Raw genomic sequence first — 25,745 nt, forward strand, 5'->3', positions numbered from 1 at the left:
ACACTCCTTGTTGTATCAATAGGGTGCCTTCGGCGATGGGTGGCCAAAGGGTTAACGGGTCAACAGATGAACCAGCCGCGCGGCCACGCGGGCACTGCGGTTGTCCTGATCCAGCGTCGGGTTATACTCGGCCAGATCGGCGAGCCGCAGCTTGCCGCTGGCCCGGATATGGGCGATCAGCGGTTCGATCACCGCCAGCTCCACGCCGCGGGCGGCGGGGGCGCTCACTCCCGGCATCACGGCCGCCGGCAGCACGTCGAGATCGATGGTCAGATAGAGGTGATCACAATCGGCGATAAAGGCATCCAGTCCGCTTAGCAAGGCTGGCAGTTCGGTCTGGGTCATCGCCTCGTCCAGCACATGCCACACACCCAGCGCCTTGGCACGGGCAAACAGGGCTTGGGTATTGGCGGTCTCGGCCACCCCAAGGCAGGCGTAGTGAAACGGCGTGCCCTGAGCGGCGCACTGCTCGGCGATCTGGAAAAAGGGGGTGCCGGAGCTTGCCAATTCCTGCTTCATGCGCAGGTCAAAATGAGCATCGAGGTTGATAATGCCGACCCTGCCACTGCCGCCCAGATGACTGTTGAGGCCGCTCCAACTGCCGAAGGCCACCTCGTGGCCGCCCCCCAGCACCAGCGGGAAGTGGCCCAGATCGAGCGCAGAGGCGACCCGCTCGGCCAGATGGCCGTGGGCTGCGTCGAGATTGCCATCGGGGCAGCTCACATCCCCGCCATCATAGACGGGACGATTCAGGTGCCAGGCGGTATTGGCCAGCAGCTTGCGGACCACCATCGGCGCCCCGGCGGCGCCGACACGCCCCTTGTTGCGGCGTACCCCTTCATCGCAGGCAAAACCGAGCAGCACTACACCGGCAGTGTCTTGTGCTCCGGCGGTCCAGGGCAGCATCTTGTCATGCCAGCGCAGTGCCAGTTCACCATCTTCCGGATCCTGCCGCCCCTGCCAGAGCGACATGTCGATCGGGTTGAACTTATCCATGGAGGGTCTCCTCGCCGTTGAAGATGCGGCCTGCCAGCTGATCGACGCCGACCATGTAGCTCAGCTCGGCCGGATGGGCGCAGTGCCAGATCAGGAAATCGGCCGCCATCCCCACCCTGAGCTGGCCAAGGCGATCCTGCTCACCGAGCGCTTTGGCGGCGTGACGGGTCACCCCGACCATGGCCTCCAATGGGGTCAGTCCAAACAGGGTGCAGGCCATGTTCATGGCCATCCGCAGCGAGACAATGGGGGCGGTACCTGGGTTGATATCGGAGGAGACCGCCATCGCCACCCCCGCCTTGCGCAGGGCGGCAACCGGCGGCAGCTTGGTCTCTTTGAGGAAGTAGAAGGCGGTGGGCAGCAGGGTGGCGACCACGCCACGGTGGGCCAGCGCCAGGATCCCTTCCGGATCCAGATACTCCAGATGATCCACCGAGAGGGCGCCAAAGTTGGCAGCGAGGGTGCTGCCACCGAGATTGGAGAGCTGATCCATATGCCCCTTCACCGGCAGGCCGTACTGATCCGCCGCCAGATAGACCTGCTCGGTCTGGGCCAGCGAAAAGCCGATGTGCTCGCAGAAGACATCTACCGCATCGGCCAGACCCGCCTCGGCGGCGGCCGGGATAATCTCCTGACAGATGGTCTCGACCCAGCTGTCGGGATCGTCGCGATACTCCGGCGGCACCGCATGGGCCGCCAGCAGAGTGGTTTTGACCCGGATCGGCAACGCCTCTCCCAGTCGGCGGGCCACCCGCAGCATCTTGAGTTCGTCATCCAGCGTCAGGCCATAGCCGGACTTGATCTCCACCGTGGTGACCCCTTCGCGGATCAGGGATGTCACCCTCGGCAGCGCCAGCTCGAACAATTGCTCTTCGCTGGCGGCACGGGTCGCACGCACCGTGCTGATGATGCCGCCACCCCGACGGGCGATCTCCGCATAGGGCACCCCTTTCTGGCGCAGTTCAAACTCTTCGGCACGGCTGCCGGCGAAGACCAGATGGGTGTGGCAATCGATAAGGCCGGGGGTAGCCAGCTTGCCCTGCATATCCTGCCAGTGAGCAGGATGGGGCCCCTTAAGCTCGGTCATCGGCACCAGCGCGTGGATCTTGCCATCCTTCACCCCGATGGCGTGGAGCGGCAGCAGGCCGTAGTCGGCCAGCTCATCATTCAGGGTAGCGGGCGTCACGTTGAGCCAGACCCGCTCGCAGTTCAACAGTTCCTTGTTCATAGCGACCTCAAATGTATATACATATTCTTATAGTCGATCTCTATGACGAAAGAAAGAGCGGCGTTCACATCCTGATAACAGCATCAAACTTAGAGTTTAAGCACAAAAAAGCCCACCAGGAGGTGGGCTTTGCAAAAATCGATTTGTATAGACATTCACTCCAGCTGAGTCTTGGAGCTGAGCTTGTAGCGGGAACCGGGGGAGAGCAAACGGGCGTAGGAGACGAGATGCCCCTCCGACCAGGTACGCCGGTGCAACAACAGGCAGGGGGAATCCACGCGGATCTGCAACAATCCCGCCTCACCGGCGCTGGGCAACACGGCTTCCACCACGTGCTCCATCTCGGAGAGGGGGCAGACATCCATCAGATAGCGGTTGGGGGTCTGTTGGGTAAAATCCTGCTCGCCATAGCCCGGCAAACGCCCGGCATCGACGAAGCGCTCCTCCAATTGCAACGGCTCCCCATCGGCCTGATGGACGATCAGGCTGTGAAAGATGGGGGCGCCAACCCGCAGCCCCAGTTGTACCGCCACCTTCTCGTCGGCGGCCAGCCGCTGCAGCCGGATCACCCGGGCGCTGTACTCACCGCCACGCTCGGCGATCTCGTCGGCAATATTGCGAATAGCCAGCAGCGGCGACTCGGTGCGCCGGTCCGCCACGAAGCTGCCGGAACCGGCGGTACGCACCAGCCACCCCTCAGCCACCAGTTCCCGCAGCGCCCGGTTGACCGTCATCCGGCTCACGGTGAACTGCTCGCACAGGGCCGCTTCGGTCGGGATCCTGTCCCCCGCCTGATAGTGACGTTCGCGGATCCCGTCCAGAATATGCTGTTTGATCTGCAGATAGAGGGCTGGCGCCACCATGAAGCACCCTAGCGCCGACGGTGGGGCGGACGCATGTCCGGCCAGGCGCGGTAGACATCGGGGATCTGATCCGGGCCGCTGATGCAAAGATCGAGATCGTGCAGCAGACCGTCTTTAATCCCGTAGATCCAGCCATGCACCGCCAGCTCCTGCCCCTTGCGCCAGGCGTTCTGGATGATGGTGGTGTGGCAGACGTTGGCGACCTGCTCGGCCACGTTCAGCTCGCACAGGTAGTCGAAGCGCTCATGCTCATCCTCGATGGCCTCGAGCTCTTCACCATATTTGAAGTAGACATCCTTGATGTTGCGCAGCCAGTTGTCGATGAGACCCAGCTCCTGGTTCTGCATCGCGGCCTTGACGCCGCCGCAACCGTAGTGACCGCAGACAATGATGTGCTTCACCTTGAGCACTTCCACCGCGTATTGCAGCACGGAGAGGCAGTTGAAATCGGTATGTACCACCAGATTGGCGACGTTGCGGTGGACGAAGACATCCCCCGGCAGCAACCCCATCAGCTGGTTGGCGGGGACCCGGCTGTCGGAACAACCGATCCAGAGGTATTCGGGGGCCTGCTGGGCAGAAAGAGTGGCAAAGAAATTGGGATCTTCGGCTTTGATCCGTTCGGCCCACTCACGGTTGTTGGTAAACAGGTCGTTCAACAGTTTCACTTCTGCTCTCCCTAATGTGGCAGTGGCGGCAACATAACACACTCAAGGGTAACCAAAGCAAGGCCGACCAGATCCTTGCGAAACAAAAACAGGGCCATCAGGCCCTGTTTTTATGAGAGGAAGCATCAGGCTTCCATGGCATCTTTCAGCTTCTTGAGTGCGTTTTTCTCAAGCTGACGCACACGCTCGGCAGAGACGCCGTAGGTATCGGCCAGCTCCTGCAGAGTGGTCTTGCTGTCATCATCGAGCCAGCGGGCGCGGATGATGTGCTGGCTGCGCTCATCCAGGGTGGCGAGGGCCGAGCTCAGGCGACGGGTCGCGTGATCGTCCCAGTTGTCATTCTCGATGGTCGCTGCCAGATCGGAGGATTTGTCCTCCAGATAGTGAACCGGAGCGAAACCGCCCTCTTCCTCATCATCACCAACCAGATCGAACGCCTGATCGTAGTTGGCCATCCGCGCTTCCATCTCGGTCACGTCAGCGGCAGATACGCCGAGATCGGCCGCCACGGCCTGAACCTCTTCGTGGTTCAGCCAGCCCAGACGTTTTTTGGATTTGCGCAGGTTGAAGAAGAGCTTGCGCTGGGCCTTGGTGGTCGCCACCTTGACCATGCGCCAGTTGCGCAGGACATATTCGTGGATTTCGGCCTTGATCCAGTGCACGGCAAAGGAGACCAGACGCACGCCGACCGTCGGGTCGAAGCGCTTGACCGCCTTCATCAGGCCGATGTTGCCTTCCTGAACCAGATCGGCCTGAGGCAGACCGTAACCGGCATAACTCTTGGCGACATGAACGACAAAGCGCAGATGCGACATAACCAGCTGGCGGGCAGCCTCGAGATCGCCATCCTGCTGCAAACGCTCAGCCAGTTCACGCTCTTCCTCTGCGCTCAGCACAGGAATAGAGTTTACTGCCTGGATATAGCCTTCCAGACTACCTTGCGGAATCAGAGCCATAGTGCGCTGCAATGAAGTTCCCATCTGTTACCTCTTACTTTTCAATCGAATCAGTCTAACACCCTGAGAGGGTCTGTCTACTGACCGGATGCCATTCTGCGGCGTGTATCAAAGAACATGCCCAGTTTTAGACCGGCTTATCTTAAGCCTGCAGGATGAATCATGAATGAACAGTCAAAAAAAGGGGGTCACAATGAAGGACCCCCGAAAAGTAGCATGCTAAGTCCATTGTTGCGGAGCTCGCAACCTTCACATGCTTGCCAAGTCTGACGAGCAAGGCAGAGGGGCCACACCCGTATAAATGCTTCAGCTTTAATAGACTGCTTATAAATCAGAAGGTTCACTGGATCTAGCGAAGATCCGGAAGATCATTGTTATTCAGAATACTCTGACTATGGGGGCCAAGCCAGAAACGGCCCCTCTTTTACTTGATCCGCCTCTCAAAATCCAGCGATTTACTTTGATGATAAAGTAATCAGGATGGTTCGATGTCGCGAATGTGGCGATGGACCGAGAACCAGGAGGCAATCAGCCCCAGCAGGGCGCCCAGCAAGATCAGATTGATCCCGTCTACCGCTCCCATGCCAACCAACCGGAAGTTACTGTTATACAAGCCCGCCAGCTCCTTCACCACCCCTTCGCTCCAGATCACCATCACTTCGGTCAGCCACCAGGCCAGCATGCCGCCGATCACCCCGAACCAGATACCGGTATAGAGGAAAGGGCGATGAATGAAGGAGTCGGTCGCCCCCACCAGCTTGAGCACTTCGATCTCGGAACGCTGGTTGAGGATGTTGAGACGCAGGGTATTGCCGACGATCAGCAACACGGCGGAGAGCAGCAGCACCGCGATACCGGTAATGGTGTGGCGCAGCAGGTTCATGATCCCCTGCAACCGGGTCAGCCACTGCAGATCCAGCTTGCCCTGCTCGACCCCCACCTCGTTGTTGAGCTTGCTGAGCAGCTCGGCGGCCCCTTCAGGGTTCTGCCAGCGTGGATCCGGAATGACGCTCAGCACTGGCGGTAGCGGGTTGCTGTCCAGATAATCGAGCGCATCGCCGAAGCCGGAGATCTCGCGAAACTCCCGCAACGCATCGTCACGGCTCAGGTAGGTGACCGAATCCACCTCGGGATAGAGCAGGATCCGGTGTTGCAGATCGAGAATGCTCTGCTCCGGCAGATCCTTGCGCAGGTAAAGAGAGATCTGGGAACTGCTCTGCCAGCTTCCCTCCACCACCTCGGCGTTTTTCAGCAGCACGTGGAAACAGGAGGGCAGTGCCAGACTGACGCCGAGCACCGCCAGCGTCATCAGAGAGGCTAGCGGATTGCGCCACAACTCCCCGAGACTGGCAAACGCCTGCCGCACATGGTCAACCCCGTACATCATCAGACGGCGAAGCGGCGGTTGTTTATGACGAACGATAGCCATCAGAGCTCCTCCCCGGCCGAATACATGCGACCCGCCTTGAGGGTCAGGGTGCGATAGCGCATGCGGGCGATCAGCCCCAGATCGTGAGTGGCAATCAGTACCGAGACCCCAAAATTGTTGAACTCCTGAAATAGCCGCATGATGTCCATGGAGAGCTGGGGGTCCAGGTTGCCGGTCGGTTCATCCGCCAGCAGCAGCGGCGGCTTGTTGACGATGGCACGGGCGATGCCGACCCGCTGCTGCTCACCACCAGAGAGCATCCGCGGCTGGTAACGCTCCTTGCCGAGCAGCCCCACCTTGTCCAGCGCCGCCGCCACCCGCTTGTTGATGTCCGCATGGCTGTAACCATCGATCACTAGCGGCAGCGCCACGTTGTCGAACACGGTTCTGTCCATCAGCAGGCGGTGATCCTGAAAGATCATCCCGATCTGGCGGCGAACATAGGGGATCTGGCTGCGCTGGATATGGCTGACATCATCGCCATGGAAGAAGACGCGACCATCGGTCGGGCGCTCCATCACGCTGATCAGTTTGAGGAGGGTACTCTTGCCCGCCCCCGAGTGCCCGGTCAGAAAGGCCATCTCTCCCTTGCGCAGGTGAAAGCTGACCTTTTGCAGCGCCTGATGGCCGCCGCTGTATACCTTGCTGACCTTGTCAAAACGAATCATAACGGTTCCCTGAAATTGACAAACCCCGACCGGAGTCGGGGTATGGAACACTTACTCATCACGGCTGAGCTGACTCATCGCGGCCGGACTTATTCATCGCGGCTGAAGAGCGCCTCGATGAAGTCGTTGGCAACGAAGGGACGCAGATCGTCGATCCCCTCGCCCACTCCGATGTAGCGGATCGGGATCTGGAACTTGTCGGCCACCGCGAAGATGACGCCGCCCTTGGCCGTGCCATCCAGCTTGGTGAGGGTGATGCCGGTCAGGCCAACCGCCTCGCTGAACAGCTTGGCCTGGCTCAGCGCATTCTGGCCGGTGCCGGCGTCCAGCGTCAGCATGATCTCGTGGGGCGCCTCTTCATCCAGCTTCTTCATCACCCGCACCACCTTCTTGAGCTCTTCCATCAGGTTGCTCTTGTTCTGCAGGCGACCGGCGGTGTCGGCGATCAGCACATCAGCCCCGCGGGAGCGGGCGGCCTCGATGGCGTCATAAATGACGGAGGCGGAGTCGGCACCGGTATGCTGGGCAATCACCGGAATGTTGTTGCGCTGACCCCAAACCTGCAGCTGTTCGACCGCTGCGGCACGGAAGGTGTCACCCGCCGCCAGCATCACGCTCTTGCCTTCAGCCTGGAACTGCTTGGCCAGCTTGCCGATGGTAGTGGTCTTGCCGACGCCGTTCACGCCGACCATCAGGATCACATAAGGCTTCTTGCTGGTGTCGATCACCAGCGGCTGCTCGACCTTGGCCAGCATCTCGCCCATGTCCTGCTTGAGCAGGCCGTAGAGCGCCTCGGCATCCTTGAGCTGCTTGCGGTCCGCGTGCTGCACCAACCCCTCGATGATGCGGGTGGTGGTGTCGACGCCGAGATCGGCGGTCAGCAACTGGGTTTCCAGCTCTTCAAACAGCTCGTCGTCGATCTTCTTGCCACGAAACAGGCCGAAGAAACCGGAACCGATATTCTCCTTGGTGCGCACCAGACTGCGCTTGAGGCGAGCAAAGAAGCCCTCCCGCTGCGGTTTGTCCTGGGTGTCGTCGTCCACCTTGGCGGCCAGCGGCAGAGCTGCCAGGGCGGCGGCCTCAGCCTCCATCGCGGCGACCAGGCGCATATCTTCCGCGCGCTGGGCCTCTTTGGCGATACGGGCTTCTTCAGCTGCCTGAGCTTCGGCGGCAATACGAGCCTCCTCCGCAGCGCGAGCTTCAGCAGCAATGCGAGCCTCTTCCGCGGCGCGAGCCTCGGCAGCAATACGAGCCTCTTCCGCGGCGCGGGCTTCGGCGGCAATGCGAGATTCTTCCGCGGCGCGAGCTTCGGCGGCGATGCGGGCCTCTTCTGCGGCGCGAACCTCGGCGGCGATACGAGCATCTTCTGCAGCGCGAGCTTCGGCGGCGATACGAGCATCTTCTGCAGCGCGGGCTTCGGCAGCGATGCGGGCCTCTTCCACTGCGCGGGCTTCGGCAGCGATGCGGGCCTCTTCCGCAGCGCGAGCCTCGGCGGCAATGCGAGATTCTTCCGCGGCGCGAGCCTCGGCAGCAATACGAGCCTCTTCGGCTGCCTTGACCTCAGCAGCTTGCGCCTCTGCGGCAGTGCGAGCGGCGTCAGCGGCACGCTCCTCTTCGGCGATCAGCGTTTCGTTGACGATCACCGGCTCCAGATCGGAGGCGCACTCCTCCACCACCAGCGGGCCGTGGTCGTCCAGCTCGGTCGGCAGGCAGCAATCATCTTGCAAAACGGGATTCTGTGCGCTAGCAGGCACTTCGGGGGCAACAGCCGGCGTACTATCGGAAACAGTGGTATCGGAAACGGGAGCGGGGGTAGCAGTGACCTCGGGCTCAACGGTAACGGGGGTGGCTTGGGGTGTCTGTGGTTGGACAGCCTCAGCCTCTTCTTTCTTGCGGCCGAAACCCAGCCAGGAAAACAAACCTTTTGCCATCTAAAAATACTCACATCAAAGGCTGACTGCTAAGATAGCCGTCCCTTGGCGGGTCGGCATAAAAATGAACCGCCTTATACTACCACTTTATTTTCTGACGATGAAACGCGATGCCCAGAGTGAAATCCAGCCGTAGCAACCCGAGCAAGAGTCCCGCCCCGCAAGGAAAATCGGGCTTTGTAAGAATCATCAGCGGCCAGTGGCGAGGCCGCAAATTGCCGGTCAAGGATGTGGAGGGGCTCAGACCCACCACGGATCGCGTCAAGGAGACCATCTTCAACTGGCTGGCCCCCCACATTCGCGGCACCCACTGCCTTGATCTGTTTGCCGGTAGCGGCGGACTCGGACTGGAGGCGCTGTCGCGCTATGCCGAGCAGGTGACCCTGATCGAGATGGACAAAGGGGCCGCCGACCAGATCAAGAAGAACCTGACCGCCCTCGGCAGCAGTCAGGGTCAGGTGATCCAGTCAGATGCAGTGAGCTGGCTGCAAGGCCCGGCCACGCCGTTTGATCTGGTATTCCTCGATCCGCCGTTTCGCCGCGAGCTGCTGCCGCAAGTGTGCGAACTGCTGGAGCAGCGCGGCTGGCTGGCGCCGGACGCCCTCATCTATCTGGAGCGGGAAAAAGAGATGGCCGATCTGGCGCTGCCCGCCAACTGGCAGTTACTCAAGGACAAACAAGCAGGTCAGGTCTGCTATCAACTCTATCTAAGAGAGGTAAACAATGAAGCGAGTCTTTAATCTGTTGGCGATGGGGCTGATATTGTTCTTCTGGTTTGGCGTGCTGGTGAGCCTGATTGCCCCGCTGCCCGGCAAACTCAACGGCTTTCTGCCGGTCTGCGGCGTGATCGTCGCCCTGCTGCACTGGCTGCAGGCCAGCATGATCAAGGCGGCTTGCAAACGCTACTTCGCTGTCACCAAGGCCGAATTTGTCACTGTGCTGATCTTTGGTGTGTTTGGCATGGTCGACATTCGTCAGCGCCTGCAAGAGATCGTCAACGCCGCCCAGCGCGGCAATCTCTCGGACAAACCATAAAAGAAAAGGGGACGGCGGTAGCCGTCCCCTAGAGTCGTGTCGTCCTGTCCGTAGAACTGCAATGCTCCCTGCAATCCCTGACGTTATCCTAATCCTTTGGAATATCCCCTTTACAATCCGTTGGCGTGTCCTGCGGCGTTCCTGGCCTGGCAATTCATCCTGAACTGCTTCACTGTCTCCATCCTGGAGGTGTCCATTACCACATCCTGTGGGGTTCCTTACGTCTTCCTGACAGATAACCATCCGGGTTATCTCACTTCATCCTGAAGTATTCCTCTCGCATCCGGCGAGGTCCTGTTCATCCTGAAGAACGAGGTTCCGTTCGTTCTGCTCCCATCCCGAGAGTGTCCTGCCGCATCCCGCGGTGTTCCTTTATTCATCCGTGACGATAATCATCCTGATTATCGAGCTCATCCTGAGGTGTCCCTTGTCCACATCCTGCGGACTATTCCATCTTTATGCGCTGCCCTGCATCCTGCCGGACCAGCTCCGTCCTTGTGAGACCCATACTAAGGAAATGCGCCCCCCGAACAAGGGCCATCCGATGATAAAGATCCGATGCAGCTCCCATCTCAAAAAACGAACTTAAAAACTAACCCTTTAATATCAGTCAGTTATTTAGTTTCACGGGAAAGCTCGATCATTCTGGCATGGCTTCGCGTACGGCTCAAAGCGCCAGCCTCTTACAGTTGCTATGGCAGATCTCTTACACAGGTTTCGCCCCCAAAAACGGGGCAGGAAAACGGTTCAATCCTGACGTTAAGACTTAAAAATTAGTTGAATAAATATGCTTAAAAAAACCGCAAAAAAAGAGCCGAGACCAGGCTCGACTCTTCAACATTCCAATTTTTTAATCAGCTCAAGCGGTTGGCCGGATTGAGATAGGCCTTGCGCAGCGATTCCGGTGCCAGCACCTCCAGTTCACCGCCGATGTTGTTCAACCAGCTGCGAAACTCCGGGGTGTCCTGCACTTCAGTCTCCACCACCACGCTGCGCTTGTCATAGCGGGTCATGCGCGGATTGTTGCCGGGGATCTGGTTATCCACCAGCGACTGGCTGTTGGCATCGATCCGGCCGACGAAGCGGATTGGGCCGCTCACATCCTGATAGCCCTGATCGCGGATCAGCTTCTGGATATTGAAATCCTTCGGCTGGGTGGCGCTGAAGTTGGTCAGCTCCACGTTCTTGATATGGTCAAACGGGATGCCATAAACCTTGGGATCCAGCTCGGACAGAGTGCAGAGCAGGATCGGACCGTCCGGCTGATTGAGAATGCCGAGCGGGTTGATACGGTCGTAGCAGAGCCACACGGTGCGCTCTTTGATCACGCGCTGGATCTCGGCACTGAACTTGCGACCACGCCAGAGCGCATCGCGGATCAGGGTGCTGCGGCGGATCTCCGGGTTGCCGGCAAACGGACGCGGTGACTGGTGGACACTCTCCAGCCAGCGTTCGGCCAGTTCACTCTGACTGTCGCGGATCACCTGGCTCGCTTTGTCGACCAGCGGGTTCAATTCGGTCAGTACACTCGCCGGCAACAGTTGGCTCGCCTGATCACTCCAGGTTTTCAGGGCCACCGCCAGCGAGAGCGGCATGATATTGGCAAAGTCGTTGAGGCCGTGGCGCTCGAAGCACCAGCCATGGGGTTTGCTGCGTTCGTCCGAGGTGAGGTCGAACAGTCCCATGCCGGACATCTCCTCCAGGTCCCGTTGCACGGTACGCAGACTGACGTGGATGCCTTCCTCTTCCAGTTTTACCTGGAGTTGGCTGGCGGTCAGCTTGTAAGGGCGGTGCGGGATGCAACGCGCCAAGGTCAGTTGTCGTAACAGCTTCTTGCTCATGGTGCTTGCCTTCACTGGTTTAGCGTTGACTGTATGCTAGTCGTGACTTGCGACAGTCTATGTCGCAAGTTTTGCTGCGACAACTGTCGCCATTTTCATACAAAACACATTAACCAATTGATTTTCAAAGACAATGCACTCAAAAAAGGAGCCGCTAGAGGCTAAAATTAGCCAAAAATCCCTCAAATGAAAGTTCTATGTTGCGATTTATTGTCAGCATAAAACTCCGATTAATTAATTCATCGCAGAATATGATTTCAGGGGAGAGCATAGCTCTCCCCTTTTGCTCACATCAGCCACGACCAGGCTGACTTGGTGATGGCCGCACCGACCATGTAGCCAAACACCGCCAGTGCCGCCACACCGGCTACCAGCTTCTGACCGCGGGCCGGGCGCTTGAGCGCCATGACACCCAGACCGATATAGAGCACCAGTGCAATCAGCTTGGCCATCAGCCAGGGTTGTTGCCCCGGGCTCAACTGCAAGGCCACCGCCAGCAACACACCAAACAGCAGCAGGAAGGTGTCGTTGATATGCGGGAGGATCTTCAGCCACTTCTGCTGCAACCGAGCGCTGCCGGCCAGCGCCAGACTCCAGCGATAGATAAAGAGCAGCAGACTGACCAGCGCCAGCGTCATATGCAGGTGTTTGAACATGGGGTAATAGGCAATCATTTTGCTTCCTTGTCGTCGTCGGGTAGCCCGCTGTTCCAGTTGTGGGCATGGATACGCTCCTGCCCCTCCTCGTCGTCTTGCAACAGATCGGAGAGGATCTCCCGGTATTGCAGGCTCTTGTTGATATAAGTGTGTTCGTCGTCCAGATAGTTGACCTGCTCGCGCAACAGCCAGTTATCGTGCTGCTTGAAGGTCTGCCCCGCCCGCCAGGCCTGGTTGGCCCGAAAACCGAGCTGGGTCAGGGCTTCCACCCCCAGATCGACCGCAGAGCCCAGGGTTTCCCGGTGAACGCTCTCGACCCCGTGGCGCAGGATCTCGTGGGCATGGGGTCGATCCAGCGCTCGCGCCAGGATCTTCAGGTGCGGGAAGTGCTTCTGCACCATCTCGATCACCGCCAGCGAGGTAGCCGGATCGTTGATGGAGAGCACCAGCAGCTTCGCCTTGTGCGCCCCTGCGGCATGGAGCAGGTCGATCCGGCTGGCATCGCCATAGAAGACCTGATAGCCGTACTTGCGCAGGGTCTCTATCTGGCTGGCATCCTGCTCGAGGATGGTGGTACCGATGCCGTGACCATGCAGCAGACGTCCCACGATCTGACCGAAGCGGCCGAAGCCCGCGATGATCACCGGATGCTCCACCAGCTCGGGTTGTTCATGCTGCGGTGCGTCGCTCTGGTTACGGTAATCGAACCAGGGCTGGATCACCCGATCGTTGAGGATCAGCAGCAGCGGGGTGAGCGCCATCGAGAGTGCCACCACCAGCGTCAGCAGCGAGATGGTCTCGCCGGGCAGCACCCGATTTTGCGCGGCAAACGAAAAGAGCACGAAGGCAAACTCACCGCCCTGCGCCAACGCCAGCGCGAAAGTCCAGCGCTGACTCGGCGAGATACGGATGATGAAGCCGAGCGCCATCAACACCAGCCATTTGAGCACCATCAGGCCAACCACCAGGGTTGGTATCAGGAAGGGGTGCTCGGCAAACAGCCCAAAGTCGATCCCCGCCCCCACCGACATAAAGAACAGGCCGAGCAGCAGCCCCTTGAACGGCTCTATGTCCGCTTCCAGCTCATGGCGATATTCGCTGTCGGCCAGCACCACACCGGCGAGGAAAGAGCCAAGAGCGGGCGAGAGCCCCACCGACTCCATCAACACGGCGATAGCGATCACCAGCAGCAGGGCGGCGGCGACGAAGATCTCCCGCATGTGGGACTGGGCGATGGCACGAAACACCGGCCGCATCAGATAGTGGCCACCCAGCACTATGCCGGAGATGGCCGCGACCACCAGCAGACCGTGCTGCCACCCCGCCAGCTCGGAGCCGCCATTGCTGGCGACCGGCGCCATGGCCAGCAGCGGCAGCAACGCCAGGATCGGAATGACCGCAATATCCTGAAACAGCAGCACCGCAAAGGCGGAGCGAGCGCTCTCGCTCTGCATCAGCTTGCGCTCCTGCAGGCTCTGCAACACGATGGCGGTGGAAGAGAGCGCCAGAATGAGGCCGATGGCCAGCCCCTGTTGCAACGGCAGCCCAATCAGGTGCGCCACGCCGGTCAGTGCCGCCGTAGTGAGCAGCACCTGCAGGCCACCGGTGCCGAGGATCGGCCCCTTCAGCTGCCACAAGAGGGCCGGACGCAACTCCAGCCCAACCAGAAACAGCATCAGCACCACGCCAAACTCGGCGAAGTGCATCACATCCTTCTGCTCCCCCACCAGCCCCAGCAGAAAGGGGCCTATGATGATCCCCGCCAGCAGGTAGCCGAGCACCGAGCCCAGCCCCCAGCGCTTGGCGAGCGGCACCGCGATAACGGCGGCGGAGAGATAGATAAAGGCATCAAACAGGATCCCGTGGCCCATCAGTCAGCCCTCCGTGTGAACATCAGATCCAGCTCATAAGCACGGCCAACAAGCTGCCCGTGTGTCATCAGAGCACCTCCAGCAAGTCGCGCAGATAAGGACGCCCGGCCAGCTGCTCCGGGGTCAGCTGATCGTCACGCAGGGCGCAAAGCAGCTGGCGGTAGTCCTGCCCACAGCGGCGCAGGGCGGCGGGATCCTTGATCTTGTGAAAGGAGTGCAGCACGAAAGGGGGCAGCCAGTTCATGCCGCACAAGGTGGCAGCCTGCTGAAATGGCAGCAGAAAATCGAGCAGCGGTCGGCTGTTGTACCCCTCGCTGCAGTAGGACTCCGGCGCCCCGCCAGTGGTGATGGCGCTCAGCCACTGCTTGCCCTTGAGGGCGTGGGCTTCGGGGCCGTAGGCGTAGCCATACTCCAGCACCAGATCCATCCACTCTTTCATGATGGCTGGGCAGGAGTACCAGTAAAACGGGTGCTGGAAGACGATGATGTCGTGCTCACAGAGCAGCGCCTGCTCCCGCTTCACATCGATAAACATGTCGGGATAGTGCTGATAGAGGTCGTGAACCGTGACCCCCTCCAGCCCCTCAATCGCCTGCAACAGCTGCTTGTTGGCCCGCGAGCTCTGCAGCGCGGGATGGGAAAAAATAACCAAAATGCGTTTCATGACCACATCACCCGAACAAAGCCTTGCGGTGCAAGGCGAGGTAAACAGAAAAGGGGAGTCTGGGGAGCTGCATCGTAAAGGTGCACAGGAGAGCGACCTTATCAGGAAGCGCCATAGCCTGCCAACTCGGGTATCAGCTCCCGCAGCGCCGGATTGAGGGTCTGGTGGGCGGGATAGCAGAGCCCAATCCGGCGAAACATCCGCGGCCCGCTCACCGGCAGGGTACAGAGCCCCGCCTCATCCTCGACCAGCCCGTCCGGCAGAAAACTGATGCCGACCCCCGCCAGCACCAGCGCCATCACCAGCCCCTTGCTCTCGGCCTTGGCCACCAGATTGAGGGTAAGGCGGTCACAGGCCAGCAGGCCGATAGTCTGCTGATGGGCTTCGCAGGGCGGGCACTCAATAAAATCATAATGTTGCAGCTCGGCCAGCTCGATCCTTTCGCGACTGGCAAGGGGATGGTCGACCGGCACGCAGAGCACGTAATCCTCCTCCCACAGCGGCAGAAAGATCTCGTCCTCCCGGCGCAAGGCATCCAGCGTCAAGCGGCAGTCGGCGGGTGTGGTGTAGTCGGAAAGGGTGAGATCCAGCTGCGGCAACACGCGCTGTACTTGCTGCAGCAGCCCGGCCACCCGACGGCGACTCAAGTCCGACATGATGGCGATATTGAGCCTCGCACGCGTCGCCTTCTGGCGAAACAGCTCCGGCAGACGGCGCGCCTCCTCCACCAGCTTGACTGCGTGAGGATAGAGATAGTGGGCCGGATCTTTCGCCACCACCCCTTTCTTGCCCCGGGCAAACAGGCTGTCACCGAGCGCCTCTTCCAGCTGGCGCAGCCCCGCCGAGAGGGAGGGCTGGCTGACGTGGCAGCGCTCGGCCGCCGCCGTGATGTTCTTCTCTTCATAGATGGCGATGAAGAAACGCAGCAATCTCAAGTCCAGCATAAACCAACCATAGTTTTTTCAGATGATAACCAGCGGAAAACAATATTTATCACTTATAGATACAGTGACTATAGTGATTGGGTTCCGTGCTGGCCAGCCACCTGTTTGCTCAAACCGACTCTTGAATCAGAAGGAAAGACCCATGTCCAAATCTCTCGTCGTGATCACCGGCGCCTCCGCCGGGATCGGTGCCGCCATCGCCCGTGCCTTCTCTGCCGCCGGTCATCCGCTGCTACTGCTGGCCCGCCGGGTCGAGCCGATGCAGGCACTGAACCTGCCCGATACCCTCTGCATCGGGGTCGATGTCACCGACACCGCTGCCATGAAGGCCGCCGTCCAGCAGGCAGAAGCCAAATTTGGCCCGGTCGGCTGCATGGTCAACAACGCCGGAGTCATGCTGCTGGGTCAGGCCGATGTGCAGAATCCCGCCGAATGGCAGCAGATGCTCAACATCAACGTGATGGGGGTGCTGAACGGCGTCCACGCAGTGCTGGCAGGCATGAAGGAGCGCCGCAGCGGCACCATCATCAACATCAGCTCCATCGCCGGTCGCAAGACCTTCCCGAACCATGCTGCCTACTGTGCCACCAAGTTCGCCGTGCACGCCCTGACCGAGAACATCCGGGAAGAGGTGGCCGATGTCGGCGTGCGGATGGTGACCATTGCCCCGGGTGCGGTCGAGACCGAGCTGCTCAGCCACACCACTGACGAGAGCATCAAGGCCGGTTACCACGACTGGAAAGATCAGATGGGTGGCGTCATTGCGCCGGAAGTGATCGCCGATGCCGTGCTCTACGCCTGGAACCAGCCTGCCAACGTCTGTGTGCGCGAGATCGTGCTGGCGGCGACCCGTCAGCAACCTTAATCCTGGCTGACTGACACCATGGGGAGGGCTTGACCCTCCCCCGGGGCACAGGGTTACCATGTGCCCCTTATTTTTTCCGAGTCATTCCATGGTTCTCACCCGTCGCCAACTCGCTCACGCCCGTCGCTGGCTCCCCTTGTGGAGTCTGGTGCTGGTGTTGATGTCGTTTGGCAGCCGGGCCGCAACCGACCTCTGTACCCTGACCACCCACTGCAGCCAGAGCGAGCGTACCCTGGAAAAAGCGATGCCCTGCGGCAGCTTTACCACCGCCCTCTCGATGACGCTGGTAGGCAGCGACAGCCTGACGGTCGCCGTACTGGAACCGGATACCCCCGACTTCGCCTCCCCCTCTCTCTTTATGCCGGACGCTCCGTGCGAGCGGCTCGAACGTCCCCCACGCCCCCGGATCTGAAACCCATCCCGTATCGGGCATCTTTTCTTTCAATCTGAGGTGAGTGATGTACAAACCCCTGTTACTGGCCATGCTGGCCGGTACCGTCAGCTTTTCGGCTCTCGCGGCCGAGAAGATGACCGTCTACAAATCCAAATATTGTGGCTGCTGCCAAAGCTGGAACGAGCACATGGAGCAGAATGGCTTCGAACTGGAGGTCATCGAAACCGAACAGCTCGGCGCAGTGAAGCAGCAATACGGTATCGCGCCGGAACTGGCTTCCTGCCATACCGGTATCGTAAATGGCTATGTGATCGAGGGGCATGTACCGGCCGCCGATGTGCAGAAGCTGCTCAGGGAAAAACCGGCGATCCGTGGCCTGACCATTCCGGGCATGCCCCAGAGTGCACCGGGCATGGATATTCCGGGCCATCCCTATGAGGTACTGAGTATCAGCAACGAGGGCGCGACCAACCGCTGGTCGAGCTACCCCGGCTGACGAAAACTGGCCATGAGAGGGCACTCCCATATCATGTGAGGCACACCTGAGCGGACTCTTGCCGCTCATGGCCAGAAAGAGGGCCGCTATCGCGAGATAGCGGCTTTTTTTGATTACATTTCCTGCAATAACAAGGGATTGCTTGCAACCACCGGCAACAAGGGGCAGATTTAACGCCAATTCATGGAGCCGATGCTCAGGTCTACCAACCCTTTCCAGCGCCAAGGATGCGACATGTTTACCTTTTCCCGAGGAGTTCTGCTGCTAGCCTTTCTGACAGTTCTCCCCCCCACTTATGCCAATGAAGAGCCCGCCATGCTGACAAGCGAACATCCAATCCAGCCGCCCGTGGCCGCCAAACATCCCCGCACGCTGAAAAAACACGGGGATACCCGCATCGACAACTACTACTGGCTGCGTGACGACGAGCGGCAGAAGCCCGAGGTATTGGACTATCTCAAGGCCGAGAACGCCTATACCGAGGCCATCCTCAAGCCGACCCAACCCCTGCGCGAACAGCTCTACAAAGAGATGGTCGCCCGCATCCCCCAGCAGGATGAGTCGGTACCCTATGTGAAGAACGGCTACCGCTACCAGACCCGCTATGAGCCGGGCAAGGAGTACGGGATCTACTCGCGCACCAAGCTCGGTGAAGAGCAGTCGAGCCTGTTGCTCGACAGCAACCAGCGGGCAGAAGGGCACGAGTTCTATGCCCTCGGCGCCCTTGAGGTGAGCCGTAACAACCGCTGGCTGGCGGTGGCGGAAGATTTCCTCTCCCGCCGTCAGTACCAGATCCAGTTCCTCGATCTGGAGAGCGGCCAGTGGGCCACCGACAAGTTGGAAAATACCTCTGGCAATCTGGTATGGGCCAACGACAACAAGACCGTTTTCTATGTGCGCAAGCACCCGCAGACCCTGCTTCCGTATCAGGTCTATCGCCACACGCTAGGGACGGATCCGGCCACGGACAAGCTGGTCTACGAGGAGAAGGATGACTCCTTCTACATCAGCCTCTACGCCACCACCTCGGAAGATTTCATCGTCATCGCCCTCTCCAGCACCACCACAGGCGAAGCACGGCTGATCGATGCCAACCAGCCGGAGCACGCCCCCCGCCTGTTCCTGCCCCGTCAGGTGGATCACGAATACAGCCTGGATCACTACCGCGGCCGCTTCTATGTGCGTTCCAACAAGGACGGCAAGAACTTCGGCCTCTACGAGACCAAAGAGAGCCCGGTGGATCGCTGGAAGGCGGTGATTGCCCCCAATCCGGACGTGCTGCTGGAGAGCTACGCCCTGTTCAAGGATTGGCTGGTATTGGAAGAGCGCAACAAGGGGCTGACCCGACTGCGCCAGATCAACTGGCAGAGCGGTGACGAGAAGGAGATCGCCTTCGACGATCCCGCCTATGTCACCTGGCTCGCCTACAACCCGGAGCCGGATACCAGCGCCCTGCGTTATGGCTACTCCTCCATGACCACCCCCGCTTCTACCTATGAGCTGGATATGGCGAGTGGCAAGCGCACCCTGCTCAAGCAGCAACCGGTGGCCGGCTTCAAGGCCGACCAGTACGCCAGCGAGCGGCTCTGGGTGACTGCCCGCGACGGCGTATCGGTGCCGGTGTCGCTGGTCTATCGCAAGGACAAGTTCAAGAAAGAGCAGGCCGATGCGCCCAAGAATCCGCTGCTGGTCTATGGCTACGGCTCATACGGCGCCAGCATGGATCCCGACTTCAGCAGCTCGCGCCTGAGCCTGCTCGATCGCGGCTTCGTCTACGCCATCGCCCATATCCGGGGTGGCGAAGAGCTGGGCCGTCACTGGTACGAAGATGGCAAGTTGCTGAAAAAGCAGAACACCTTCAATGACTTTATCGATGTCACCAAGGCGCTGGTTGAGCAAGGCTACGGTGCCAGGGATCAGGTCTACGCCATGGGCGGCAGCGCCGGCGGCCTGCTGATGGGGGCGGTCATCAATCAGGCGCCCCAACTCTATCGCGGCGTGGTGGCGCAGGTGCCGTTCGTCGATGTGGTCACCACCATGCTGGACGAGTCCATTCCCCTCACCACCGGGGAGTATGACGAGTGGGGCAACCCGAACCAGAAGCGCTACTACGACTACATGAAGAGCTACAGCCCCTACGATCAGGTCAAGGCGCAAGCCTATCCCAACCTGCTGGTCACCACCGGACTGCACGACTCGCAAGTGCAGTATTGGGAGCCCGCCAAGTGGGTCGCCAAGCTGCGCGAACTGAAGACAGATGATAACAAGTTGTTACTGAATACCGACATGGACGCCGGCCACGGCGGCAAGTCGGGCCGCTTCAAAGCCTACGAGGATATCGCGCTGGAATACGCCTTTATCCTGGATCTGGCCACCCCGGCCAACTGATCTCTCATGACTCCGGCCCTTGTCATTCAAGGGCCGCATAAGAATCCTCTCGTAGTTTTTCCCTCTTCCATTTCCCTCCATATCAAATTAATCTTCGGCAAGAAAATGAATGATCGAGGTCATGTTTCTCAAGATTTAACTCCGCTATTTTGCCATTTCGTTTGATTTATGTTGGGTGAATGTGCTTAATCGGAGTGCTTGCAACTTTTTATTTGGCCCCTCAGGGGCCAATTTATCTTCGACCGACAGGAGGTCGGTAGCCTCACCACAGGATGAGGGTGACTGCCGGAAAGGGGGTGATCGACTCCCCCGCTTTCGCGCAACGAGAAGAGCGGGCAAGCCCGGCGCAGAACGGGATTGCCATCAATTTATCCGGGGATCGGATAAACAAAATCAAAGAAAAGGGAGAAAAAATGAAAGGATTAACTTTGGCATGCGCCCTGTCGGCGGCTCTGGTCGGTGTTTCATTCGGTGGTCCGGTACAAGCGCAGGAGCGCTTCGTGACCATAGGCACCGGCGGTCAGACCGGCGTCTACTATGTCGCTGGCCAGTCCATCTGCCGCTTCCTCAATCGCGGCGCCGCCGATCACCAGATCAAGTGCAACGCCCCGGCCAGTGGCGGCGGTGTAGCCAACGTCAACGGCATCCGCAGCGGTGAATTCAACTTCGGCATCATGCAATCCGACCACCAGTTCAAGGCGATGAAGGGGCTGCCACCGTTCCAGGCCGAAGGGGCCATGGACGATATGCGCGCCGTCTTCTCCCTGCAGAGCGAGGTGTTCACCATCCTGGCTCGCCGCGATGCCAAGATCGCCAGCTTCGACGATCTGAAGGGCAAGCGCGTCAACATCGGCAACCCGGGCTCCGGCCAGCGTGACACCATGGAAGAGATCATGGCGGTCAAAGGCTGGAAGAAGGGTGACTTTGGTCTGGTCTCCGAGCTGAAGCCGGCAGAACAGGCCTCCGCCCTCGGTGACAACAACATCGACGCCATGAGCTACTTCGTGGGTCACCCGAACGGTGCCATTCAGGAAGCCTCCACCACCACAGATGCAGTACTGGTACCTGTGACCGGCGCCGACATCGACAAGCTGCTGGCCGAGAAGAGCTACTACAGCAAGGCCGAGATCCCGGGCGGCATCTACAAGGGCAGCGACAAGCCGACTCCTTCAATCGGTGGCAAAGCTGTGCTCTCCACCAGCGCCAAAACCGATCCGGAAGTGGTCTATCAGCTAGTCAAGTCGGTGTTCGACAACCTGGATCGCTTCAAGCGCCTGCACCCTGCCTTTGCCGACCTGAAAGAGGCCGACATGATCAAGGTGGGTCTCTCTGCACCGCTGCATGAAGGGGCTGCCCGCTACTACAAAGAGCGCGGCTGGCTCTGATTGAAGGCCCCGGGGCCTTTGTCACTCTCTTCGACACCCGTCTGCCGCCTGATTGCGGGGGCGGGTGTCGCTCTTGTTGTACTCGTTGGCACAAGTTAACCCTATGCAAGATAAACAACTCTCTACCGAGGAACTGATCGCCCAGGATGTGGGCGCTCGCCTGCCGCTGGGCATCATGGGCTGGCTCATCACAGCACTGGCGCTGGCCTGGTCCCTGTTCCAGCTCTGGATCGCCTCGCCACTCCCCTTCATGGTGGGGTTTGGCGTACTCAATGACACCGAAACCCGCTCCATTCACCTCACCTTTGCTCTGTTGCTGGCTTTTCTGGTGTTCCCTGCATTTCGCTCCTCGCCGCGGGATCGGGTTCCCCTCGGTGATATCGCCCTCGGCCTGATCGCTGCTGGCGCCGCCTCTTACCTGTTTGTGATGTATGAAGCACTGGCGCTGCGTCCCGGCACCCTCACCACCGCCGATCTGGTGACCGCCTGCATCGGCATTCCGCTGCTGCTGGAAGCGGCGCGCCGCGCCCTGGGGCCAGCACTGGCGGTCATCGCTATCGTCTTTCTGATCTACAGCCTGGCGGGCCCCTGGATGCCGGGACTGCTGGCACATCGCGGGGTAGGCTTTACCGCGCTGGCCAACCACCAGTGGATCACCACCGAAGGGGTGTTCGGCATCGCGCTTGGCGTCTCCACCAGCTTCGTGTTTCTGTTCGTGCTGTTCGGCGCCCTGCTGGAGCGGGCCGGTGCCGGTCACTACTTTATCCAGCTCGCCTTCAGCCTGCTCGGTCACCTGCGCGGCGGCCCGGCCAAGGCGGCAGTGGTCGCCTCCGGCCTGACCGGCCTGATCTCCGGCTCGTCGATTGCCAACGTGGTGACCACCGGCACCTTCACCATCCCGATGATGAAGAAGGTAGGCTTCAGTTCAGAGAAAGCGGGGGCGGTCGAAGTGGCCTCCTCGGTCAACGGCCAGATCATGCCGCCGGTGATGGGGGCTGCGGCTTTCCTGATGGTCGAATACGTGGGTATCCCCTATGTGGAGATCATCAAGCACGCCTTCCTGCCTGCCGCCATCTCCTACATAGCGCTGCTCTACATCGTCCATCTGGAGGCGTTGAAACTGGGCATGCAGCCCATCGGCAACCATCAGCCCAAACCCTGGCTGCGCCGCCTGACCGGCTTTGCCTTTGGCGCGGCCCTCATCAGCGGCCTGTCACTGGCGGTCTACTATGGCCTCGGCTGGCTCAAACCTGCTTTGGGTGACTACGCCCTGCCGGGGATCTCGGTACTGCTGGCTGCCACCTATGTGGCCCTGTTGAAGATCGCCGCCAGCAATGAACCGCTGCCTGCCGAAGATCCCGACAAGCCGCTCACCGAGCTGCCCAACACCCGCGCCGTGCTGCTCTCCGGCCTGCACTTCCTGCTGCCGGTGGTGGTACTGGTATGGTGCCTGATGGTGGAACGCCTCTCGCCGGGGCTGTCGGCCTTCTGGGGTACCGTGATGCTGGTGATCATCCTGCTGACCCAGCGCCCGCTGCTCAACTGGCTGCGCAAGGACGGCAAGCACGACTACGGCACCGTCGCTGATGGCGTGGTGGATCTGCGGGAAGGGCTGGTTGCCGGTGCCCGCAACATGATCGGTATCGGCATTGCCACCGCCACCGCGGGGATTATCGTGGGTGCGGTCTCCCAGACCGGGGTCGGTCTGGTGCTGGCGGATCTGGTGGAGTTCCTCTCCATGGGCAACCTGCTGCTGATGCTGCTGCTGACCGCCCTGCTGAGCCTGATCCTTGGCATGGGGCTGCCCACCACTGCCAACTACATCGTCGTCTCCAGCCTGCTGGCACCAGTGGTGGTGACGCTGGGACAGCAAAACGGGCTGATCGTGCCGCTGATCGCGGTGCACCTGTTCGTCTTCTACTTCGGCATCATGGCGGATGTGACGCCGCCGGTGGGGCTGGCTTCCTTCGCGGCTGCCGCTGTCTCCAAGGGCGATCCCATCAAGACCGGGATCACGGCGTTTTACTACAGCCTGCGTACCGCGGCGCTGCCGTTCCTGTTTATCTTCAACACCGACCTGCTGCTGATCGACGTGGACTTCGCCCACGGGGTGCTGATCTTTATCGTGGCGACCATCGCCATGCTGATCTTCGCCGCCGCCACCCAGGGCTGGTTCCTGGTGAAGAGCCGCTGGTACGAGAGCGTGCTGCTGTTACTGGTCGCCTTTACCCTGTTCCGCCCGGGTTTCTGGATGGACATGGTGCACGACCCCTATCGCGAGACCCCGCCTGCCCAGCTGGCCCAAACCATGGGTGAAGTGGAGGCGGAGAGCACCCTGCGGCTGCGGATCCTCGGTGAAGATGCAGTGGGCAAGCCACGCAAGTTCACCCTGCTGGTCGCCGTACCGGATGGGGCAAATGGCGAAGAGCGGCTGGCCAATCTGGGGCTGAGCCTCTATGAGCAGGATGGCAAGACGCTGATCGACAACGTCGCCTTTGGCAGCCCGGCCGCCACCATGGGACTGGAGTTCGATCAGGAGATCCTCACCGTCAAGGCGCCGACCGAGCGCTGGACCAAGGAGTGGATGTGGATCCCGGGCTTCCTGCTGTTCGGGGCGATCGTCTGGCTGCAGCGTCGCCGCAGCGTCAAGGCCGGTTAACCCACCGGGCAGATGAGACCGAGGGCCGCTATTGCGGCCCTCTTTTTATTGCCTTGCCCTCTGCGGCTCTTGCAATGAGCAACAGTCATGGAAAAAGGTAAACGGTGGCGAGCGGCCAAAAAAGTGGGGTGACATGTCCATGTCACCCCCTCGCAAATAGCATGTTCCATATTGGAGTCCGGCCACGCCGGGTCTCTGTTTCACTTCCCGATAGTTCGCGCCCCATCTGAAGTGAGCGCCAATTGCAGCGATGCAACTGGCCAGCTACCCGTTACAACCTTCGTCCACACGGCAGACAAGCCGCCGTGTTTGTCCTTGCAACTGAAATATTACGCATAAAAACAAAATAAAAAACGTTTTTATGCTAATTCCATTCACATCAGAGTACAAAAAACAGCCTTATCATCACCGCTAAATTGTTATAAAACAGTAAGATAGATTAATGCGTGGTTATTCACCCGCAAAGGGCATCAGCAATGGCTTACAAGGCTTTGCGAGATCTCGCACAAAAAATGGCCGCCTCACAGCCAACGCCGCAGTGGCAACCAGTCGCTCAGGCGGGCTATCAGCCACCTTGACCACCCCTCGGGTTTGCGCGGCAATCCACCCGCCTGCTCCTGCCAGCGAGCCAGCCACATTCGCAGCGCCTCGCAGATCGGCGGGCAGTGCAGATGCAGCATCAGTTCGGTATTGAGAAACAGCGAGCGGGGATCGAGGTTGAGGCTGCCAAACAGCGCCCGCTCCTCCCCCAGCAGGATCAGCTTGGCGTGCAGGCTGCCGTGGCCGTGGTCAAACTCGGCGACCCGGATCCCGCAGCGCAGCAACCAACCGAGATAACGCTGATAGGCGCCATAGACCAGTGGCACATCGGTGCTGGCCAGCGAGTTGGTGAGAATGTCGATGGCGACCCCCTGCTGGCGCAGCCGCGCCAGACGGTGCCGAAACCCGCGAGTAAGGATGAGGTAAGGGGTCACCAACCCCAGCGAGCCGGGATTGTCAGCCAGCTGGCGCCAGAGCTGACGGGCGGTGGTGGGACGGGTGATCAGCCCCTTGCCGGGACGGTCGAACCACACCTCGGCCCGCCCCTCATGCCACTGCAGCGGCACATCGCGCTCGTCAAACAGCGCCGCGGGCAGATCGTAGACCGTCGCTACAGCCGGATCCGTCATGGTGAACAGGAAGTCGTTGACCACCTCTATTTCGGCGGGCAGCAGCTCGCGGCGCAGCAGATGGCGGATGGGGTGACTCCAGCGGCTGTGCCAGAACTGCTCGAACCCCTGCTCCATCTGCTGGCACAGCCCCCCCTGACAGGCGAGATCGAGATCCACGAAGGGAGCTTGCGGATCCAGACCGAAGTAGCGATCACCGATGTTGCGCCCGCCAATCAGCGCCAGCTTGCCATCCACCAGCAGCAGTTTGTTATGCATCCGGTGGTTGATGCGGCGAAAGCTGAGCATCCCCTCCAGAAACAATGCCAGCGGGCGCCAGCCCCGCAGCCAGAAGGGGTTGAACAGCCGCACCTCGATCCCCGGGTAGTGAGCCACCATCTCCAGAAAGCGGTTGTCACCGGCATAGAGATCATCCACCAGCAGCTGCACCTTGACGCCACGCCGGGCGGCGTGAAGCAGCTCGCTCAGCAGCAGCTTGCCGCTGCTGTCCTCCTCCCAGCTGTAGTACTGCGCCTGGATCCGCTCTCGGGCATGGCGGATCCAGTGGCAACGCACCTTGAGCGCCAGCAGGGGATCATCGATCAGGGCAAAGGATCCGGGGATCATGGTGTCATCCTGCTGTCATGGCCGGGTGTCATA

General features: G+C 60.2%; 22 protein-coding genes. 8 read left to right on the forward strand and 14 right to left on the reverse strand.

Features of this window, described 5'->3' with window-relative positions; all coding sequences use genetic code 11:
- Nucleotides 1-51: 51 nt before the first annotated feature.
- The 8 genes from hutG to ftsY form a co-directional block, all read right to left on the reverse strand.
- Nucleotides 52-996, reverse strand: a complete 945-nt coding sequence (gene hutG / locus OKC42_RS12925) for a formimidoylglutamase (RefSeq protein WP_201954069.1) — start codon at nucleotides 994-996, stop codon at nucleotides 52-54.
- On the reverse strand, nucleotides 989-2,224 hold the full coding sequence (gene hutI / locus OKC42_RS12930) for an imidazolonepropionase (RefSeq protein WP_234922529.1): 1,236 nt from the start codon (nucleotides 2,222-2,224) through the stop codon (nucleotides 989-991). Before hutI ends, hutG begins: the two co-directional genes overlap by 8 nt.
- A 155-nt stretch (nucleotides 2,225-2,379) precedes the next feature.
- Nucleotides 2,380-3,084: a histidine utilization repressor gene (hutC, locus tag OKC42_RS12935; protein WP_041202413.1), complete on the reverse strand. Its 705-nt coding sequence runs from the start codon at nucleotides 3,082-3,084 to the stop codon at nucleotides 2,380-2,382.
- An 11-nt stretch (nucleotides 3,085-3,095) separates the two neighbouring features.
- Nucleotides 3,096-3,755 carry a carbonate dehydratase gene (can, locus tag OKC42_RS12940; RefSeq protein ID WP_042076162.1) on the reverse strand — a complete coding sequence of 220 codons (660 nt, stop codon included), beginning with the start codon at nucleotides 3,753-3,755 and terminating at the stop codon, nucleotides 3,096-3,098.
- Between the two features lie 125 nt (nucleotides 3,756-3,880).
- A complete protein-coding gene (gene rpoH / locus OKC42_RS12945; RefSeq protein WP_005339997.1) occupies nucleotides 3,881-4,735 on the reverse strand; it encodes an RNA polymerase sigma factor RpoH in 855 nt (284 codons plus the stop codon).
- Between the two features lie 451 nt (nucleotides 4,736-5,186).
- Nucleotides 5,187-6,140 (reverse strand): permease-like cell division protein FtsX, encoded by a 954-nt coding sequence (gene ftsX, locus OKC42_RS12950; RefSeq protein ID WP_005339996.1) that lies wholly within the window; start codon nucleotides 6,138-6,140, stop codon nucleotides 5,187-5,189.
- Entirely contained in the window at nucleotides 6,140-6,808 is a 669-nt protein-coding gene (ftsE, locus tag OKC42_RS12955; RefSeq protein WP_005339995.1) for a cell division ATP-binding protein FtsE, read from the reverse strand. The genes ftsX and ftsE overlap by 1 nt, the downstream gene beginning before the upstream one ends.
- Before the next feature lie 89 nt (nucleotides 6,809-6,897).
- The gene (gene ftsY / locus OKC42_RS12960; RefSeq protein ID WP_201954066.1) at nucleotides 6,898-8,739 is read right to left on the reverse strand and encodes a signal recognition particle-docking protein FtsY; all 1,842 of its coding nucleotides are present in this window, start codon (nucleotides 8,737-8,739) and stop codon (nucleotides 6,898-6,900) included.
- A gap of 110 nt (nucleotides 8,740-8,849) precedes the next feature.
- Between ftsY and rsmD the strand changes: the two genes are divergently transcribed.
- Together rsmD and OKC42_RS12970 are read left to right on the forward strand one after the other, a co-directional pair.
- The gene (rsmD, locus tag OKC42_RS12965) at nucleotides 8,850-9,479 is read left to right on the forward strand and encodes a 16S rRNA (guanine(966)-N(2))-methyltransferase RsmD (RefSeq protein WP_201954063.1); all 630 of its coding nucleotides are present in this window, start codon (nucleotides 8,850-8,852) and stop codon (nucleotides 9,477-9,479) included.
- Nucleotides 9,463-9,774, forward strand: a complete 312-nt coding sequence (locus tag OKC42_RS12970) for a DUF1145 domain-containing protein (protein ID WP_005342853.1) — start codon at nucleotides 9,463-9,465, stop codon at nucleotides 9,772-9,774. The genes rsmD and OKC42_RS12970 overlap by 17 nt, the downstream gene beginning before the upstream one ends.
- A gap of 854 nt (nucleotides 9,775-10,628) precedes the next feature.
- On the opposite strand, the gene OKC42_RS12975 is transcribed toward OKC42_RS12970, so the two are convergent.
- The 5 genes from OKC42_RS12975 to OKC42_RS12995 form a co-directional block, all read right to left on the reverse strand.
- Nucleotides 10,629-11,615, reverse strand: coding sequence for a helix-turn-helix transcriptional regulator (locus tag OKC42_RS12975; protein ID WP_005339987.1), 987 nt, complete (start codon nucleotides 11,613-11,615; stop codon nucleotides 10,629-10,631).
- Nucleotides 11,616-11,902: 287 nt separating this feature from the next.
- Nucleotides 11,903-12,289 carry a SirB2 family protein gene (locus OKC42_RS12980; protein WP_042052535.1) on the reverse strand — a complete coding sequence of 129 codons (387 nt, stop codon included), beginning with the start codon at nucleotides 12,287-12,289 and terminating at the stop codon, nucleotides 11,903-11,905.
- Nucleotides 12,286-14,142 (reverse strand): monovalent cation:proton antiporter-2 (CPA2) family protein, encoded by a 1,857-nt coding sequence (locus OKC42_RS12985; RefSeq protein ID WP_270819888.1) that lies wholly within the window; start codon nucleotides 14,140-14,142, stop codon nucleotides 12,286-12,288. Before OKC42_RS12985 ends, OKC42_RS12980 begins: the two co-directional genes overlap by 4 nt.
- A 67-nt stretch (nucleotides 14,143-14,209) precedes the next feature.
- Nucleotides 14,210-14,806 carry a glutathione-regulated potassium-efflux system oxidoreductase KefF gene (gene kefF / locus OKC42_RS12990; RefSeq protein WP_005339958.1) on the reverse strand — a complete coding sequence of 199 codons (597 nt, stop codon included), beginning with the start codon at nucleotides 14,804-14,806 and terminating at the stop codon, nucleotides 14,210-14,212.
- 101 nt (nucleotides 14,807-14,907) lie between these two features.
- Nucleotides 14,908-15,750, reverse strand: a complete 843-nt coding sequence (locus OKC42_RS12995; protein ID WP_201954060.1) for a LysR family transcriptional regulator — start codon at nucleotides 15,748-15,750, stop codon at nucleotides 14,908-14,910.
- 142 nt (nucleotides 15,751-15,892) lie between these two features.
- On the opposite strand from OKC42_RS12995, the gene OKC42_RS13000 reads away from it, so the two are divergent.
- The 6 genes from OKC42_RS13000 (at nucleotide 15,893) to OKC42_RS13025 (ending at nucleotide 23,937) form a co-directional block, all read left to right on the forward strand.
- On the forward strand, nucleotides 15,893-16,615 hold the full coding sequence (locus tag OKC42_RS13000; protein ID WP_064337502.1) for an SDR family oxidoreductase: 723 nt from the start codon (nucleotides 15,893-15,895) through the stop codon (nucleotides 16,613-16,615).
- 88 nt (nucleotides 16,616-16,703) lie between these two features.
- Complete coding sequence (locus OKC42_RS13005; RefSeq protein WP_005348554.1) at nucleotides 16,704-17,027, forward strand: hypothetical protein; 324 nt, start codon at nucleotides 16,704-16,706, stop codon at nucleotides 17,025-17,027.
- A gap of 46 nt (nucleotides 17,028-17,073) precedes the next feature.
- Complete coding sequence (locus OKC42_RS13010) at nucleotides 17,074-17,505, forward strand: DUF411 domain-containing protein (protein WP_005339953.1); 432 nt, start codon at nucleotides 17,074-17,076, stop codon at nucleotides 17,503-17,505.
- Between the two features lie 234 nt (nucleotides 17,506-17,739).
- A complete protein-coding gene (locus tag OKC42_RS13015; RefSeq protein WP_270819889.1) occupies nucleotides 17,740-19,893 on the forward strand; it encodes a S9 family peptidase in 2,154 nt (717 codons plus the stop codon).
- A gap of 413 nt (nucleotides 19,894-20,306) precedes the next feature.
- Complete coding sequence (locus OKC42_RS13020) at nucleotides 20,307-21,278, forward strand: TAXI family TRAP transporter solute-binding subunit (RefSeq protein ID WP_005339950.1); 972 nt, start codon at nucleotides 20,307-20,309, stop codon at nucleotides 21,276-21,278.
- Between the two features lie 103 nt (nucleotides 21,279-21,381).
- A complete protein-coding gene (locus OKC42_RS13025) occupies nucleotides 21,382-23,937 on the forward strand; it encodes a TRAP transporter permease (protein ID WP_005357644.1) in 2,556 nt (851 codons plus the stop codon).
- Nucleotides 23,938-24,458: 521 nt separating this feature from the next.
- Here the strand turns inward: OKC42_RS13025 and OKC42_RS13030 are convergent.
- A complete protein-coding gene (locus OKC42_RS13030; protein ID WP_201954054.1) occupies nucleotides 24,459-25,712 on the reverse strand; it encodes a phospholipase D family protein in 1,254 nt (417 codons plus the stop codon).
- Between the last annotated feature and the right edge of the window lie 33 nt (nucleotides 25,713-25,745).

It is taken from the genome of Aeromonas sp. Y311-2 (assembly GCF_027706025.1).
In the GTDB taxonomy this organism is placed as follows: Bacteria; Pseudomonadota; Gammaproteobacteria; order Enterobacterales; family Aeromonadaceae; genus Aeromonas; species Aeromonas veronii.

Bases quoted from the DNA above. Each gene is read 5' to 3' on its own strand.
- ftsX (WP_005339996.1), bottom strand. From the start codon at position 6,140: ATGGCTATCGTTCGTCATAAACAACCGCCGCTTCGCCGTCTGATGATG.
- OKC42_RS12975 (WP_005339987.1), bottom strand. From the start codon at position 11,615: ATGAGCAAGAAGCTGTTACGACAACTGACCTTGGCGCGTTGCATCCCG.
- ftsY (WP_201954066.1), bottom strand. From the start codon at position 8,739: ATGGCAAAAGGTTTGTTTTCCTGGCTGGGTTTCGGCCGCAAGAAAGAA.
- OKC42_RS13015 (WP_270819889.1), top strand. From the start codon at position 17,740: ATGTTTACCTTTTCCCGAGGAGTTCTGCTGCTAGCCTTTCTGACAGTT.
- ftsE (WP_005339995.1), bottom strand. From the start codon at position 6,808: ATGATTCGTTTTGACAAGGTCAGCAAGGTATACAGCGGCGGCCATCAG.
- OKC42_RS12995 (WP_201954060.1), bottom strand. From the start codon at position 15,750: ATGCTGGACTTGAGATTGCTGCGTTTCTTCATCGCCATCTATGAAGAG.
- OKC42_RS13020 (WP_005339950.1), top strand. From the start codon at position 20,307: ATGAAAGGATTAACTTTGGCATGCGCCCTGTCGGCGGCTCTGGTCGGT.
- kefF (WP_005339958.1), bottom strand. From the start codon at position 14,806: ATGAAACGCATTTTGGTTATTTTTTCCCATCCCGCGCTGCAGAGCTCG.
- OKC42_RS12970 (WP_005342853.1), top strand. From the start codon at position 9,463: ATGAAGCGAGTCTTTAATCTGTTGGCGATGGGGCTGATATTGTTCTTC.
- hutG (WP_201954069.1), bottom strand. From the start codon at position 996: ATGGATAAGTTCAACCCGATCGACATGTCGCTCTGGCAGGGGCGGCAG.
- hutI (WP_234922529.1), bottom strand. From the start codon at position 2,224: ATGAACAAGGAACTGTTGAACTGCGAGCGGGTCTGGCTCAACGTGACG.
- OKC42_RS13000 (WP_064337502.1), top strand. From the start codon at position 15,893: ATGTCCAAATCTCTCGTCGTGATCACCGGCGCCTCCGCCGGGATCGGT.
- OKC42_RS12980 (WP_042052535.1), bottom strand. From the start codon at position 12,289: ATGATTGCCTATTACCCCATGTTCAAACACCTGCATATGACGCTGGCG.
- rpoH (WP_005339997.1), bottom strand. From the start codon at position 4,735: ATGGGAACTTCATTGCAGCGCACTATGGCTCTGATTCCGCAAGGTAGT.
- OKC42_RS13025 (WP_005357644.1), top strand. From the start codon at position 21,382: ATGCAAGATAAACAACTCTCTACCGAGGAACTGATCGCCCAGGATGTG.
- OKC42_RS13010 (WP_005339953.1), top strand. From the start codon at position 17,074: ATGTACAAACCCCTGTTACTGGCCATGCTGGCCGGTACCGTCAGCTTT.
- OKC42_RS13030 (WP_201954054.1), bottom strand. From the start codon at position 25,712: ATGATCCCCGGATCCTTTGCCCTGATCGATGATCCCCTGCTGGCGCTC.
- OKC42_RS12985 (WP_270819888.1), bottom strand. From the start codon at position 14,142: ATGGGCCACGGGATCCTGTTTGATGCCTTTATCTATCTCTCCGCCGCC.
- rsmD (WP_201954063.1), top strand. From the start codon at position 8,850: ATGCCCAGAGTGAAATCCAGCCGTAGCAACCCGAGCAAGAGTCCCGCC.
- OKC42_RS13005 (WP_005348554.1), top strand. From the start codon at position 16,704: ATGGTTCTCACCCGTCGCCAACTCGCTCACGCCCGTCGCTGGCTCCCC.